Raw genomic sequence first — 13,584 nt, forward strand, 5'->3', positions numbered from 1 at the left:
TGCTAAACCCAACAGCTTTCAGCCCGCCGCTTCAACGGCGGGCTTTGTTGTGTCTGGGGGGTCAGGGAGTGGTTGCTCCTGCTCCGGGCGGCGGCTGTACCACCAGCCCTGGAGCTCAGGGCTCAGGCGTTCAGCAAACAGGGTCAACACCGTGGGGGTAGGTCGCAGCCCAGGTTGCAGCAACTCCACGGCATAGGAGGGGCAGCGGCGGGCGGCCAGGTCGGGAACAAAGCGCTTTCCCACCCGGCGCCAACTGGGCTCCTTGCTGCGCCATTGCAAGCGGCAGCAGGGCCAAGGCAGCTCTTCGCGATCAAACAAGCGGCAGCAGGGCCCCAGCACCCGAAAGCTGTACATGCCCCCAGGACTGGGTTGCTCACTGCCTGATGGCAGCAGCTGATCGTGGGTCACAGAAGCTGTCGCGGCCATGGTGCAGATACGAAAAAGCCACCCTCAAGGGGTGGCTTGAAGGACGCTTATGGAAAGCAGCTGATCAATACAGCTCTTCTTCAGCGTGGGTCTTGATGGTGCAGTCGCTGGTGGGGTAGGCCACGCAGGTCAGCACGAAACCAGCTTCGATCTGGTCATCGTCGAGGAAGCTCTGGTCGCTCTGGTCAACGGTGCCAGCGGTGAGCTTGCCGGCGCAGGTGGAGCAAGCGCCAGCGCGGCAGGAATAGGGGAGGTCGACTCCCTGCTCTTCAGCAGCATCGAGGATGTACTGGTCGTCGGGGACTTCGATGGTCTTGTTCAGGCCTTCGCTTTCCGAGACGAGGGTGACCTTGTAGGACGCCATGGGAATAATCGTTGCTCAGGTCCGCGGCAAGCCGGGCCTGTGGGGCGGCACTGTTGTACACCTGATCAGGGCCCATCAGTGCCCCAGGCCGGGCAAGGCCAATGGATCATCGAGCACATATAAGCCAGATTTATATGACTTCCGCTCAGGCTCGCTGGATGGCCAGCAAGGCCCAACGCCCTTGCTCTGCCTCGGTTGTCACCCGCCAGCCATGGGCTTCCAGGTGCGCCGTTAACGCGGGCGCTTGATCCACAAGCAAACCGCTGAGCAAGCCCTCCCCACGCGCTGTTAGCAGCTCCGAGAAAGCCGGCGTCAGGGCCGTGAGCACCGGCGCCAAGATGTTGCAGAGCAGCAGATCAGCTGGGGCCCCAGCCAGCAACTGCTGCAAGACATCAGCTGAACCCAGCTGCACCCGTAGATGCGCCCCGGCTTGGTTGAGTGCGGCGTTCTCTGCCGTGGCCCGCACGGCCAGGCTGTCGGTGTCGCTGGCCAGCACCTCTCTGGCGCCGAGGACCAGCGAGGCAATCCCGAGGATGCCGCTGCCGCAGCCCAGGTCAGCCACGCGCGAGCCAGTGAGCGAACGCTTCTCCAGCGCTTCGAGGCAAAGGCGTGTGGTGGGGTGAGAGCCGGTGCCAAAGGCACTGCCTGGATCAATCAACAGCGCCAGGCGTTCGGCATGTTCAGCGGGCACCTGGAGCCAGGCGGGCAGGATCAAGAGGCGCAGCCCCACCGGATCGGGCTGCCAATGCCGCTTCCAGCTCAGGGCCCAGTCCTCTTCAGGCTGCAGCTCCCAGCGCAGCGGGGGCAATGCAACGCCAAAGGGCTCGGCCATCTGAGCCAAGGCTTCAGCCAAAGCCAGCCGCTCTGGATCGGGCCAATCCACCTCGGGCAACCACGCCTGCAGGGTGCGCTGCTCGGGGGCTTCAGGACGGAAACGCACCGCTAAGCGGTGCACCCCCAAACTCTCGAGGCGCCACAGCAGGGATTCCTCCAGCTCACCGGGAGGCTCCAGCTCAAGGCGCCACCAAGAGGGTTGAGCAGCGGCAGGCATCAGATCACAGGGTGACGGGGTGGGCTTCCTGAATGCCGTTGATGTCCTTGACGCTGGTGAGGGTGCTGCTGGGGATGGGGTCATCCAGGCTGAGCACCATCACGGCATCACCTCGGACGATGCGGCGGCCCACCTGCATCGAGGCAATGTTGACGTTGTGCTCACCGAGCAAGGAACCCAAATTGCCGATAATTCCAGGCATGTCGCGGTGCCGCGTGAACAGCATGTGCCGGCTTGGGGGCACATTCAAGGGGAACTCATCAATGCTGGTGATGCGCAGATCACCATCGGCAAAGACAGCACCCGTCACGGTGTGACTGCCATTGGCATTGCGGCAGGAGAGCTGCAACGAGCCACCAGCGAAATCACGGCTGGCCTCGTCTTTGACCTCCAACACATGCACGCCGCGCTGCTTGGCCTCCAGGGCTGCATTGACGTAGTTGATGCGATCGCCCAACGCCGAACTGAGCAGGCCCTTCAACGAGGCCACCACCAACGGCTGGCTCGGGTGCTCCGCAAATTCACCCTGCAGCAGCACCTGCAGCTCCTGCACGGGGCCGCCCGACAGCTGGCTAATCAGCAAGCCAAGGGTTTCAGCCAGCTGCAGATGGGGCTTGAGCCGCTCCATCACATCAGGCGTCAGGCCTGGGATGTTGACGGCGCTGCGGGCTGGCAAGCCCAGCAGCACATCGCGGATTTGCTCGGCCACATCGATGGCCACGTTGGCCTGAGCCTCTTCGGTGGAGGCTCCCAAATGGGGCGTGAGGATCAGGCGATCACAGTCGCCACGCAGCGGGGAATCCGCCTCCAGCGGCTCATTGGCATAGACATCGAGCGCAGCGCCGGCGATCACGCCGTTGTTCAGGGCTGCCGCCAGGTCCGCCTCATTGATGATGCCGCCGCGGGCGCAGTTCACGAGCCGCGCATTGGGCTTCATCGTGGCGATCAGCTCAGCATTCACCAGGTTTTCGGTGTCTGGCGTGCGGGGCAGGTGCAGGCTGATGTAATCGGCTTCTTTGAACAGCGCGTCCAGTGGGCGAAGACGGACCCGCAACTGCTGCGCCCGCTCACTGGAGATGAAGGGGTCGTAGGCGAGCACCTCCATACCCATGGCCTGGGCCACACGGGCCACATGGGAGCCGATCTTGCCAAGACCCACCACACCGAGGGTCTTTTTGTAGAGCTCATTGCCCACATAAGCCTTGCGGTTCCAACCACCAGAGGCCGTGCTGCTGTGGGCTGCAGGGATGTGCCGCGAGAGGGCCAGCATCATCGCCAGGGCGTGCTCAGCGGCCGCAATCGTGTTGCCTTCCGGTGAGTTGACCACCAGCACACCGTTTTTGGTGGCCGTCGGAACATCAACGTTGTCGACGCCAACGCCGGCGCGGCCGATGATCTTCAAGCGGGGCGCCGCTTCGATGATGTCCGCCGTCACCTGGGTGCCGGAGCGGATCATCAAGGCGTCGTACTCGCCAACGATGGATTTCAGCTCGTCAGCTGGCAGGCCCGTACGCACATCGACCTGGGCAACCTGGGACAAGATGTCGATCCCCTTTTGGTCGATGGGGTCAGACACCAAAACTTTTGTCATCGTCCGCAGGCATGCGGTGGTCCAGTGTAGAGACCACTGCTGAAGGGCCAAAACTGATGGGACTGTGCGTGGCTGTGCTGCTGAAGGACACAGGCAGCCGCTCCGAACTCAAGGCCCTCTTGGACGGGCAACCGGGGCTGCAACTGCGTGCGGTGGGCAGCGGCGGGATCGAGCCAGAGCAGGTGGTGGAGCTCAACCCAGCGCTGCAGCGTCAGGGGCGCCAACGGCAAATGGCCACCTGGCTGCTGCCCTTTGGCTTCGGTGCCGGCATGGTGTTCACCTTCATCACCAACCTCGACACCTTTGCTTTCGCCGGTCCTATCGGCCAGCCCTTGATTGGAGGCTTGTTGGGGCTGGGATCTGGCTGGATGGGCAGCTATGCCGCTGCAGCCAGCGTGACCAGCGACCGCGATGACCAAATTCGCGTGGTGCGCAATCGCCTCAACGAAGGCCAATGCGTGCTGTTGATTGATGCCATCCAAAGCGAAATGGTGCCCTGGGCCTTGATCCAGCGCTGCCGCCCGGCCAGCGTCGTGCGGCTCAAGGACGATTAAGCGCCATGTTGCCGCGCCGCGACCTGCTCGAAGGGACCCGCGATCCCCAGGCCCTCGAAGCCCTCATTCAGCAAGCCGAAGTGGTGCTGCGCACCTATCAGCCCAGCTGGAGCGCCTTCCTCACAGGTCCCCAGCGCGAGGAGGCTGAAGAGCGCTTCGCCCCTTTAGGCGAGCTGCACCTGCGCAGTGCCGGTGGCTTTCCTCAAGCTGAGCGGCGCCTGCTGCAGATCAGCCGCAGCGATCAAGCAGCTGATGCCGGCGAGCCAGCGCCACTGGCGCTGGTCGAGGTGAGCGGCAATTTCCTTTTTGACCCCGCTGAGCCAACGGCGATCCGGGCGGCCTTGATCGACCAGCACAGCATCGATCCGCTCCACCTTGGCGATGTGTTGGTGCGCGGTGATCGCGGCGCTCTGGTGATCGTCACCAGCGCCATGGCTGAACGCCTGCAGGAGCAATCCCTTCAGGTGCGCAGCGTGGACTGCCAGCTGCAAGCCGGGGATTGGAGCCGGCTGCCCAGCCAGGCCAGCAGCAGCAAAAGCCTGACCAGCGTGGAAGCCTCCCTGCGGCTCGATGCCATTGCATCAGCTGGTTTTGGGGTTTCTCGCAGCAAGATGGCCACCTGGATCCGTCAAGGACGCATCCGCGTGGATTGGGCCGTGGTGACCACACCGAGCCGCGAGCTGCAAAGCGGAGAGCGCGTCCAGCTGGAGGGGCGGGGCGAACTGGTGTTGGATCGTGTGGATCGCACCAAACGGGACCGCTGGCGCCTGCAAATGACGCGGCGCCGGTAGGCCTTCGGTGTGGTGGTAAGTTCCTTTCTCGGCCAACGGCTAGCGGGCCTCCCGCCTGGCCAAAGCCCAGCGGGCGATTAGCTCAGAGGTAGAGCACTACCTTGACACGGTAGGAGTCACTGGTTCGATTCCAGTATCGCCCATTTCAACCATTCACCAAGCATGCAAGTTCCTGTCGTGGTGGTGGGTTTGGGCCGCTCTGGCATCGGCGCAGCGCGGCTCCTCAACGCGCGCGGTGCCGACGTGTGGCTATTGGAGAGCAACAGCAGCGCTGAGTTGAAGCGACGGGCCGATGAGCTCAACGCCATCGGCATTCAGGTGGAGCTGGGCAAGCCCCTGGCGTTGGAGAGCTTTGAGGCCTTGCCACGCTGGCCCTCGACAGTGGTGATCAGCCCTGGCATTGCCTTCGATCATCCGGTGCTCAACCAATTGCGCGATCGGGGCTGCCGCGTCGTCGGTGAAGTGGAAGTGGCCTGGCAGGCCATGGCGGGCATCCCCTGGATTGGCATCACCGGCACCAATGGCAAAACCACCGTCACGTCCCTGGTGGCCCATCTGCTGCAACAGGGGGGCCTCGATGCTCCGGCTTGCGGCAACATCGGTGCCTCCGCCGCTGAACTCGCCCTCGCCTGCCTCGAGGGGGAGCAGCCTCAACGGGTGGTGGTGGAACTCAGCAGCTATCAGATCGAAGCGGCGCCATCGGTGCAGACCAGCATTGGTGTTTGGACCACGCTGACCCCTGACCATCTCGATCGCCATGGCACGCTCGAGCGCTACCGCAGCATCAAGGCGGGGCTGCTGCAGCAGAGCGGGCGGCAATTTCTCAATGCCGATGATCGCGATCTCTACGCCCATGCAGCCGAGTGGCCCCAAGCGCTTTGGGTGAGCGGCGGCGACAAAGACCAATTCAGCGCTGCGATGACCCCGCATCTATGGGTCAGTGGCGAACAGCTCTGCAATCAAACCGGGCCGCTGTTTCCCTGCGCAGCCTTGGCCATGCCTGGCGCCCACAACCGCCAGAACCTGGCCTTGGCGACGGCTGTGGCCCTGGAGTGCGGCCTCAGCCCCGCTCAAATCGAAGCGGGCTGCCGCAGCTTCCCTGGCGTGCCCCATCGCTTGGAACGCATCCGCGAGCTCAGCGGCATCACCTATTTCAACGACAGCAAAGCCACCAACTACGACGCCTCATTGGTGGCCCTGCAGTCGCTGGAACGCCCGCTGGTGGTGCTGGCTGGTGGGCGCGCCAAACGCGGAGAGCCCGGCGCCTGGCTGGAGGCCCTGGGCCAGAAAGCAGCGGCTGTGGTGCTCTTCGGCGAAGCACAAAGCACCTTCCGCGAACTGCTCGGCAGTGCTGGCTATCCCGGCGTGATCGAGCAGCAGGAGCACCTTGATCAGGCGCTGCCGCTGGCACGCCGGCTGGCCGAACAGCTCAACTGCCAAGCGGTGCTGCTCTCACCGGCCTGCGCCAGCTTTGACCAATACCGCGATTTCGAGGTCAGGGGTGATCATTTCCGTCAGTTGGTGGAGGCCATGGCATGAGCGCACCTGAACCCAAGTGGTGGCTGATGAAAAGCGAGCCCGATGTCTATGGAATTGACCACCTCAAGGCCGAGGAGACCACGCTGTGGGATGGCATCCGCAACTACCAGGCCCGCAATTTCATGCGGAGCATGGAAGTGGGTGATCGCGCGTTTTTTTATCACTCCAATGCCAAGCCACCGGGGATTGTTGGCCTGATGGAGGTAGTGGAGACGGGCATCACCGACCCCAGCCAATTCGAGCCGGACAACAAATACTTCGACCCCAAATCCAAACCCGAAGCGCCGCGCTGGGATTGCGTGAAGCTTCGCTATGTGGGCCGTTTTGCCGCAATGCTCAGCCTCGATGACCTGCGCCAGTCTTTTACCGAAGACGAGCTGGGAGTCATCAAGCGGGGCAACCGCCTATCCATCCTTCCAGTGATCGGCGCCAGCGCCGAGCGACTGCTTGCGCTGCTCGGGCCAGCCACGCCCTAAGCATCCCTTCATGGCAGCAGCCGCTAAGCAGAGCTAATTTCCGCCCAAATGCGGGGCAACGAGATGACGGCAGCCGGGTCAACAGCACCTCTGCCGATTGGCGGCTCGATTAGCCGCGGCTGGCAAGCCTTTACCCGCGCCCCCTGGGTGTTTGTGGGTTTCACCCTGCTGGGGTTGGTGCTCACCTTTTTCACCCAGTGGCTGCAAGACTTGGGCAGCAATGGCGGCGATAGCGAAGGCTTTGGTGCCATCGGCTGGGGCCTGGTCGTGGTCATCGGGCTGGTGCTCAATGTGCTGGTCAGCCTTTGGATGAATATCGGCCTGTTCCGCGGCGCCTGGATTGCGCTGTCGGGCCGCAAACCCAGCTGGGACGATTTCTTCCGCTGGGATGGAAACGCCATGGGGCGTCTGTTCTTGATGGCCCTGCTGCTACTCGGCGTCAACATCTTGATCTTGATCATCGCGGGGCTCTCAGGAGCGCTGCTGAGCCTGATCCGCTTCGAGCTCAGCGCCTTGCCCTTGCTGGCTGGTTTGCTGGTGATGATCTATGTGGGCGTCACGCAGATGTTCCACTTGCCCCTGGTGATTGCCCGCGGTGATAGCCCAGTGCCAGCGTTCAAAGCGGGGCGCCAGGGCGTGGACCCTCAGTTTTTCGGCGTGCTGGGTTTTGGGGCCTTGATGATCCTGATTGTGTTGCTGGGCGTGCTCATCTTTGGCGTGGGCTTGCTGGTGGCAGCTCCGGTTGTGATTTGCAGCCTGGTGGCGGCTTACCAACACCTCTTCGGCAGCGACGACCGCACCGGCTTTTTGCAGGCCAACTAGAAACTGCCGGCTTTCGCCAGTGCCAAGCACAGTTCCCCACTGGCCGGAGGCTGCCACATCCCCTCCGCGCCACGGCCATTGGGAGAGCTCAACACGAAGCGAAGCCCCCAGCGCTCGCGATCACCGCTGAGCTCCAACCACCAGGGGCCCCGCTCCAAAGCGATCTCGATCACTTCTTCTGCCATCAGCTGGTCTGCAATGGCGAGATGCTGCTCCTGCAGGCGCACGCATAGCGCGCTGAGCGAGGCCAGCTCTTCGAGGCTGAGCTCAATCGCCCAGCCCTCACCACCGATTAAGGCCTGATAGCCATCGCGGGATGGATCGACGGCCAAGCGCCAACCCGCTCCCTCCGCCTGCATCAACCAGGCAGAAGATCAGGCTGATCCTGCTCGTCACTGAGCTCGATGATGGCGCGCTGCACAGGCTTCACCATCGAGTCATCGAGCAGCCCTTCAAAGTCATCGAAACGGCGCTGCTTGGCGCGAAAGGCAACCCGGACGGTGGTCAAGTAGCGATTGCTCGACTTCCGAATCAAGCTTTCACCACGCTTGGCAAGATCCTTGGCTTCCGGTTGCTGAGTGAGATACATCGCGCTGCGGCTCAAACCGCCCTTCGGACTCTCAATCTTATCTCGGCACTCATGTCACTCAGCGGTTGAAGCCTGTCCGTCGTGCAGCTGGGGGACCCGCACGGGATAGATGCGATCAGGCACACCAGGGGCCATCAAGCGGATTTGACGCACCAATTGCAACGCATCCAAAGGAGCCCGCAGCAACGGAACCAACTCGTTGATCTGCTCGAGGTGAAGACGGTCGCTGCAATCAATCCGCAAGGCCGACCACCCGCGGCTGAGGCGGCAACTCAGCAACGGCTCGAGCCGGGCGAGATCTTCGGTCTCCTCCCGGTAAAACGAGAGCACAGCCCGCAACAACCGCTCGCCAGCCATCTCATACCCGGACTCATTGATCTCAATGTGAACCGCGCTGGGTGTGGATGGCCGTACTTTCTGCAATGGTTTCAGCATTCAGGAAAGGATTTGCCTTGAGCCAGGGGACCCTTGCGATCGACTTGGGCAGCTCAAGCACCCTGGTGGGCTGGCAAGCAGCACCCGGCAGCCCTGGGGAAGTGCTGGCTTTAGCGCCCCTCAGCCGCTCCACAAGCGATGCCAGCATTCCCAGCCTGGTCAGCCCCAGCGGCGGCAGCCGTTGGCTGTTGGGGCAGCAAGTGATCGAAGCCGGCAGCGAAGCCGAGTGCCTGCGGGATTTCAAAGCGCTGCTCGGGCAAAGCAATGCCCCAACCGCAGCTGAGCAGGCGGCTGAGGCCTTGCTTCAAGGCATTTGGAAACGGCTGCCGCAGACCATCCAGCCCCAACGGCTGGTGCTCACCGCGCCGGTCCAGGGCTTCGCGGGCTATCGGCGCTGGCTGCAGCGGTGGGCCGAGTCCCTCGCCATTGATGAAGTAGCCCTGGTGGATGAACCCACAGCAGCTGCCCTTGGCGCAGGCCTATCGCCTGGAAGCCTGGTGCTGGTTCTCGATATCGGCGCCGGCACCACCGATCTGGCGCTGGTCAGGCTGGAGGGGGGCGAAGGCCGCGCCATGCCCATGGCCCAACTGCTGCGCTTTGCGGGCCGCTCCTTAGCGGAACGTCCAGGACAACAACAGCGCACCGCCAAGGTGCTGGGCAAAGCGGGAATCAGCCTGGGCGGGCGCATGATCGATCGCTGGTGGGCCAAAGCTTTAGGAGCCCCTGAACCAGCTCCGCAGGCCTGGTTGAACGCTGCTGAGGCACTCAAATGCGCCTTAAGCGAAACCACCAGCGCTCAAGTGGTGCTGGAAAGCGAGGCAGGGCCCCGGCCGTTGCAAGGAAGCCGGCGGGAGCTCAACAACGTGCTGGACGCCGCCGGCCTGGAGCCGCTCTTGGATGGCCTGCTCAATGAAGTGGAAGCTGCGGCCCGGCGGGCTGGCGAATCACTTGATTCCATCGATGCGGTGATGGCCGTCGGTGGCGGCAGCGCACTGCCCTGGGTGCAGCAGTGGCTGCAGCGCCGCTTGCCGAAAACAGAGCTCCTGGTCACCCAACCCCTGCAAGCCGTGGTGCTCGGCGCCTTGGCCATGACTCCAGCCCTGCAGGTGATGGATGTGTTGCAACACGGCATCAGCCTGCGCTGCTGGGACCGGAGGCTGCAGAACCAGCGCTGGCATCCCCTGTTTTTACCCGGGCAAGCCTGGCCAACCCCGCAACCCCTGGAGCTGGTTTTAGCCAGCCGCGGTGATCAAGCCTGCGTTGAGGTGCAACTGGGCACCCCGAGCGGTGAATCCAGGGCCGAGGTGGTGTTTATTGATGATCTGCCGGTGCTCCGCAGTCAGGAGGCCGGCGAGGCCAGCGTGCGGCCCTGGAACCAACCGGCGTTGGAGATCCCTCTGCCAGCGGGTGCTCAAGAAGGCCAAGACTGCCTGCGGCTGCGCTTCGGGGTCGACGCCGAACGGCAGCTTTGGCTGGAGGGGTTTGATCTTGTTGGCGAGCAACGACTCTCCCGCCAAATCCTCGGCATTGTGGAGTGACTTGCCCTCCCCCGGTGTCGCCGCGCCGCTCGCGACTACCCAAGGTTTGGATCTGGAGCTCCATCAGCCTGGTGGGGGCCGTGGCGCTGTCGTTGGGCTGGTGGCAGAGCCAGCTCCCGGCCCGCCTGGCTCAAGCGGTCGACAACGACCAACTCGATACCTGTTTGAGGCTGGGCGAACAGCTGGCGGCGCTCCGCAAACTCAACAGCGAAGAGCAGGCCATCGTGGCGGGCTGCCTGCGCACGCAAGCCAGCCGCAACTGGGAGCAACAACGGCTGCGGTTAGCACTCGACCAACAGCGCCAACTGGTGCTGCGCAGCGGCAACCCAGCTGTCGAAGAGCGGCGGCTGCAGCAATGGCGCCAGCAGATTCAACGCCAAGCCATGGAGGCCTACCAGCGCGGCGAGGCCCGCCAGGCCATGGCCCTGCTCACCAGCAGTGGCGAAACCCGCTTCCCCGATGGGCAGCAGCTCCACGCCACGCTGGAGGACCACTGGGCTGCCAACCGCTACGCCTACAGCCAAGCCGCCAGTGCCGCTGCTGGAGAGGATTGGTGGGAAGCCTTGGATCAGCTCAATCAGCTGAACCACCCCTGGTGGCAGCGCAAAGCCTTGAGCCTGCGCACCGACGTCAGTCGTCAAGCCGCAGCGATGCAGCGCAGCAATCAACCCAAAGACAGCCACCGCGACAGCGGCGACCAACCAATCTCCGACAGCGAACTCGATGCCGCCGTGCAGCGCCACCTCTCGCTGGGGTTAAGCGCCTGGCAGGCATTCGAACTGGGCTGCAGCGAACTCGGCGGGCAGGTCTTGGAACAGGGGCCGGAGAGCAGCTGCCAACGTTGAGTGACAGGATGTGCTGGCTTGAGAGTCGCAGCCATGCAGCAGGGTGACCGTGTCCGGGTAAAGGAGTCTGTGGTGGTGTTCACCCATCCAGAACATCGCGGCCAAGCCTTTGACATGCAGGGCCAAGAGGGCGATGTGGCCACCGTGCTGAACGACTGGAAGGGGCGCACCATCAGCCCCACCCTCCCGGTGATCGTGGCCTTTGGCCGCTACAAGGCCCACTTCCGCGCCGAGGAACTCGAAGCGATCAGCTGATGTCCTGGAGCGGACGCAGCAGGACAACCCCCTCTTCCCCATCCACCTCTTGCAACATCAGGTGGATGAATTCATGGCGGCTGGTGGGCACCACACGGCCGACAAAATCGGGCTGAATCGGCAGCTCCCGGTGGCCGCGATCCACCATGGCCAGCAATTTCACGCAGGCGGGGCGACCCCAGGTGTGCAGAGCCTCCAGAGCCGCGCGCACGGTGCGGCCAGTGAAGACCACGTCATCGACCAAAACCACCTCACGACCTTCGACAGGAACCGGCAACGCCGTGGGCTCGGCTAAGCGCGTGCCCACGCGCTCGAGGTCGTCGCGATGAAAGGTGGGATCCAGGACTCCCTGATCCACCGCGTGGCCGAGTTCTCGCTCCAACTCAGTGGCCAAGACGCGCGCCAGAGCGGCACCGCGGGTGGGAATCCCCAGCAGCAGCAAGCGCTTGCTATCTCCTGCTGACTCCAAAACTTGGGAGCACAAGCGTGCAACCGTGCGCTGCAGATCCTGCGGATCGAGCAGGGTTCGCCGCTCACAGGCCTCGGTTGGCAGTGATCCACGGCTCATGGCCTCAGGTTAGTGGAGCTGATGGGGAAAACCTGACGGCAGCCTTACCGAAGTGGGTTCTCACGCCGGTGGGATGTAATTTGCCCTCAGATGACGGGAGCGATCGGTTGACGGCGACTTCTCCCCCAACCGCTGATCAGAGTCTGAAAAAATCCTCGTTACCACCGGTGGCACCAGTGGTACTGGCGGTGCTTGACGGCTGGGGAAACACGCCGGAACAGAAGCACAACGCCATCCATGCCGCATCCACGCCGATCATGGATGCCCTCTGGCACGCCTATCCCCACGCTTTGATTGAGGCCAGCGGCGCCCATGTGGGGCTGCCCGACGGCCAGATGGGCAACTCCGAAGTCGGCCACCTCACCATCGGCGCCGGGCGCGTGATTCGCCAGGAGCTGGTGCGCATCAGCCAGGCTGTTCAAAACAATCAACTGGGCGAGAACGCGGCCCTGCAGGCGCTGGCTTCAGACCTGAAAGCTTCAGGTGGCCGCTTGCACCTGGTCGGACTGCTCTCCGATGGGGGCGTTCACAGCCACATCAATCACCTGGGCGGCCTGCTGCGCTGGGCTGCGGCTGCTGGCATCCAGCAGGTGTGCATCCACGGCATCACCGATGGCCGCGATACACCCACCGACAGCTCCCCTGGCTACCTGCAAACCCTCGATGAGCAGATTCAGCAGGCCGGCATTGGGCAACTCACCACCCTCTGTGGCCGCTATTGGGCTATGGACCGCGACAACCGCTGGGAGCGCGTTGAGAAGGCCTATCGCCTGCTGACCGAAGCCAGCCCTGTGAGCAGCGCCTCACCGCTGGATGTGGTGAAAGCAGCCCATAGCGATGGCACCAGCGACGAATTCCTGGAGCCGGTTCGCTTCGCGCCGGAGCTGATTGAGCCCAACGATGCGCTGGTGCTGTTCAACTTCCGCCCCGATCGGATGCGGCAGCTCACCGCAGCATTTGTGAACTCAACCTTCCAAGGCTTTGAGCGGCAGCTGATTACCCCCCTGCCGGTGGTCACCTTCACCCAATACGACAAAACCCTGCCGGTGGCTGTGGCCTTTCCACCAGAGTCCCTCGACGATCTGCTGGGTGAAGTGGTGGCACGCGCCGGGCTGCGCCAGTTCCGCACAGCGGAGACCGAGAAATATCCCCACGTCACTTATTTCCTCAACGGTGGGATGGAAAAGCCCTTCCCTGGGGAAGACCGTCACCTGGTGCCCTCCCCCAAGGTGGCCACCTATGACCAGTCGCCTCACATGTCAGCCGATGAGCTGACCGACGGCTGCGTAGCAGCAATCAAGAAGGGGATCTATTCACTAGTGGTGATCAATTACGCCAACCCCGACATGGTCGGGCACACCGGCGACATGGAAGCCACCGTTGAGGCCATTGGCTGCGTGGATCGCTGCATCGGACGGATTTTGGATGCCACCGGCCAGATGGGAGGCACCCTGCTGATCACCGCAGATCACGGCAACGCTGAAATGATGCAAGGGCCTGATCAACGGCCTTGGACTGCCCACACCACCAATCCAGTGCCCTTTGTTCTGGTGGAAGGGGAGAAGCGCAAATTGGCTGGACTCGGCGGCGATGTGCAGCTGCGCAGTGATGGCGGCCTGGCGGATATCGCTCCCACCGTGCTGCAGCTGCTGAACATCCCAGTGCCTGCAGCCATGAGCGGCCAAAGCCTGGTGGCCAGCACCGCCGCCCTCGGCGGCCGTACATTGGCCTGACACCAGT

17 protein-coding genes and 1 tRNA gene are annotated in these 13,584 nt (G+C 63.3%); 10 read left to right on the forward strand and 8 right to left on the reverse strand.

Going from position 1 to position 13,584, the window contains the following annotated elements:
* Nucleotides 1-18: 18 nt before the first annotated feature.
* From SynMINOS11_RS09290 to serA, 4 genes are all read right to left on the reverse strand, one after another.
* Nucleotides 19-426: a hypothetical protein gene (locus SynMINOS11_RS09290; RefSeq protein ID WP_011936257.1), complete on the reverse strand. Its 408-nt coding sequence runs from the start codon at nucleotides 424-426 to the stop codon at nucleotides 19-21.
* Between the two features lie 64 nt (nucleotides 427-490).
* Entirely contained in the window at nucleotides 491-790 is a 300-nt protein-coding gene (locus tag SynMINOS11_RS09295) for a ferredoxin (protein WP_011936258.1), read from the reverse strand.
* A gap of 145 nt (nucleotides 791-935) precedes the next feature.
* Nucleotides 936-1,841 (reverse strand): 50S ribosomal protein L11 methyltransferase, encoded by a 906-nt coding sequence (gene prmA, locus SynMINOS11_RS09300; protein ID WP_186548114.1) that lies wholly within the window; start codon nucleotides 1,839-1,841, stop codon nucleotides 936-938.
* Between the two features lie 4 nt (nucleotides 1,842-1,845).
* Nucleotides 1,846-3,432 (reverse strand): phosphoglycerate dehydrogenase, encoded by a 1,587-nt coding sequence (serA, locus tag SynMINOS11_RS09305; RefSeq protein WP_186548116.1) that lies wholly within the window; start codon nucleotides 3,430-3,432, stop codon nucleotides 1,846-1,848.
* A 56-nt stretch (nucleotides 3,433-3,488) separates the two neighbouring features.
* On the opposite strand from serA, the gene SynMINOS11_RS09310 reads away from it, so the two are divergent.
* The 6 genes from SynMINOS11_RS09310 to SynMINOS11_RS09335 all read left to right on the forward strand — a co-directional run bounded on the left by SynMINOS11_RS09310 (nucleotide 3,489) and on the right by SynMINOS11_RS09335 (nucleotide 7,614).
* Nucleotides 3,489-3,986: a hypothetical protein gene (locus SynMINOS11_RS09310; protein WP_186548118.1), complete on the forward strand. Its 498-nt coding sequence runs from the start codon at nucleotides 3,489-3,491 to the stop codon at nucleotides 3,984-3,986.
* 5 nt (nucleotides 3,987-3,991) lie between these two features.
* A complete protein-coding gene (locus SynMINOS11_RS09315; RefSeq protein WP_186548120.1) occupies nucleotides 3,992-4,777 on the forward strand; it encodes a photosystem II S4 domain protein in 786 nt (261 codons plus the stop codon).
* Between the two features lie 71 nt (nucleotides 4,778-4,848).
* Nucleotides 4,849-4,920 (forward strand) — tRNA-Val (locus SynMINOS11_RS09320).
* A 19-nt stretch (nucleotides 4,921-4,939) separates the two neighbouring features.
* Nucleotides 4,940-6,316 (forward strand): UDP-N-acetylmuramoyl-L-alanine--D-glutamate ligase, encoded by a 1,377-nt coding sequence (gene murD / locus SynMINOS11_RS09325; RefSeq protein ID WP_186548122.1) that lies wholly within the window; start codon nucleotides 4,940-4,942, stop codon nucleotides 6,314-6,316.
* Nucleotides 6,313-6,792, forward strand: a complete 480-nt coding sequence (locus tag SynMINOS11_RS09330) for an EVE domain-containing protein (RefSeq protein WP_186548124.1) — start codon at nucleotides 6,313-6,315, stop codon at nucleotides 6,790-6,792. The genes murD and SynMINOS11_RS09330 overlap by 4 nt, the downstream gene beginning before the upstream one ends.
* 63 nt (nucleotides 6,793-6,855) lie before the next feature.
* On the forward strand, nucleotides 6,856-7,614 hold the full coding sequence (locus tag SynMINOS11_RS09335; RefSeq protein WP_186548126.1) for a hypothetical protein: 759 nt from the start codon (nucleotides 6,856-6,858) through the stop codon (nucleotides 7,612-7,614).
* On the opposite strand, the gene SynMINOS11_RS09340 is transcribed toward SynMINOS11_RS09335, so the two are convergent.
* From SynMINOS11_RS09340 to SynMINOS11_RS09350, 3 genes are read right to left on the reverse strand one after another with little or no spacing between them, the layout of a single operon-like run.
* Nucleotides 7,611-7,973 (reverse strand): DUF1818 family protein, encoded by a 363-nt coding sequence (locus tag SynMINOS11_RS09340; RefSeq protein ID WP_011936266.1) that lies wholly within the window; start codon nucleotides 7,971-7,973, stop codon nucleotides 7,611-7,613. The genes SynMINOS11_RS09335 and SynMINOS11_RS09340 overlap by 4 nt on opposite strands.
* A complete protein-coding gene (locus tag SynMINOS11_RS09345; RefSeq protein ID WP_043737209.1) occupies nucleotides 7,973-8,203 on the reverse strand; it encodes a DNA-directed RNA polymerase subunit omega in 231 nt (76 codons plus the stop codon). Before SynMINOS11_RS09345 ends, SynMINOS11_RS09340 begins: the two co-directional genes overlap by 1 nt.
* A gap of 54 nt (nucleotides 8,204-8,257) precedes the next feature.
* Complete coding sequence (locus SynMINOS11_RS09350; RefSeq protein ID WP_050815552.1) at nucleotides 8,258-8,560, reverse strand: hypothetical protein; 303 nt, start codon at nucleotides 8,558-8,560, stop codon at nucleotides 8,258-8,260.
* Between the two features lie 95 nt (nucleotides 8,561-8,655).
* On the opposite strand from SynMINOS11_RS09350, the gene SynMINOS11_RS09355 reads away from it, so the two are divergent.
* The 3 genes from SynMINOS11_RS09355 to SynMINOS11_RS09365 are packed head-to-tail and all read left to right on the forward strand — an operon-like array spanning nucleotide 8,656 to nucleotide 11,276.
* On the forward strand, nucleotides 8,656-10,176 hold the full coding sequence (locus tag SynMINOS11_RS09355) for an Hsp70 family protein (RefSeq protein WP_255445375.1): 1,521 nt from the start codon (nucleotides 8,656-8,658) through the stop codon (nucleotides 10,174-10,176).
* Entirely contained in the window at nucleotides 10,173-11,021 is an 849-nt protein-coding gene (locus tag SynMINOS11_RS09360; protein ID WP_186548130.1) for a hypothetical protein, read from the forward strand. The genes SynMINOS11_RS09355 and SynMINOS11_RS09360 overlap by 4 nt, the downstream gene beginning before the upstream one ends.
* Before the next feature lie 33 nt (nucleotides 11,022-11,054).
* The gene (locus SynMINOS11_RS09365; protein WP_043737217.1) at nucleotides 11,055-11,276 is read left to right on the forward strand and encodes a ferredoxin-thioredoxin reductase variable chain; all 222 of its coding nucleotides are present in this window, start codon (nucleotides 11,055-11,057) and stop codon (nucleotides 11,274-11,276) included.
* Here SynMINOS11_RS09365 and pyrR read toward each other — a convergent pair.
* A complete protein-coding gene (gene pyrR / locus SynMINOS11_RS09370) occupies nucleotides 11,269-11,844 on the reverse strand; it encodes a bifunctional pyr operon transcriptional regulator/uracil phosphoribosyltransferase PyrR (RefSeq protein WP_186548132.1) in 576 nt (191 codons plus the stop codon). The two genes, SynMINOS11_RS09365 and pyrR, sit on opposite strands and share 8 nt — an antisense overlap.
* A 176-nt stretch (nucleotides 11,845-12,020) precedes the next feature.
* Between pyrR and gpmI the strand changes: the two genes are divergently transcribed.
* Nucleotides 12,021-13,577, forward strand: a complete 1,557-nt coding sequence (gene gpmI / locus SynMINOS11_RS09375) for a 2,3-bisphosphoglycerate-independent phosphoglycerate mutase (protein WP_043738263.1) — start codon at nucleotides 12,021-12,023, stop codon at nucleotides 13,575-13,577.
* Nucleotides 13,578-13,584 lie beyond the last annotated feature (7 nt).

Source organism: Synechococcus sp. Minos11, assembly GCF_014279855.1.
Taxonomy (GTDB): domain Bacteria; phylum Cyanobacteriota; class Cyanobacteriia; order PCC-6307; family Cyanobiaceae; genus RCC307.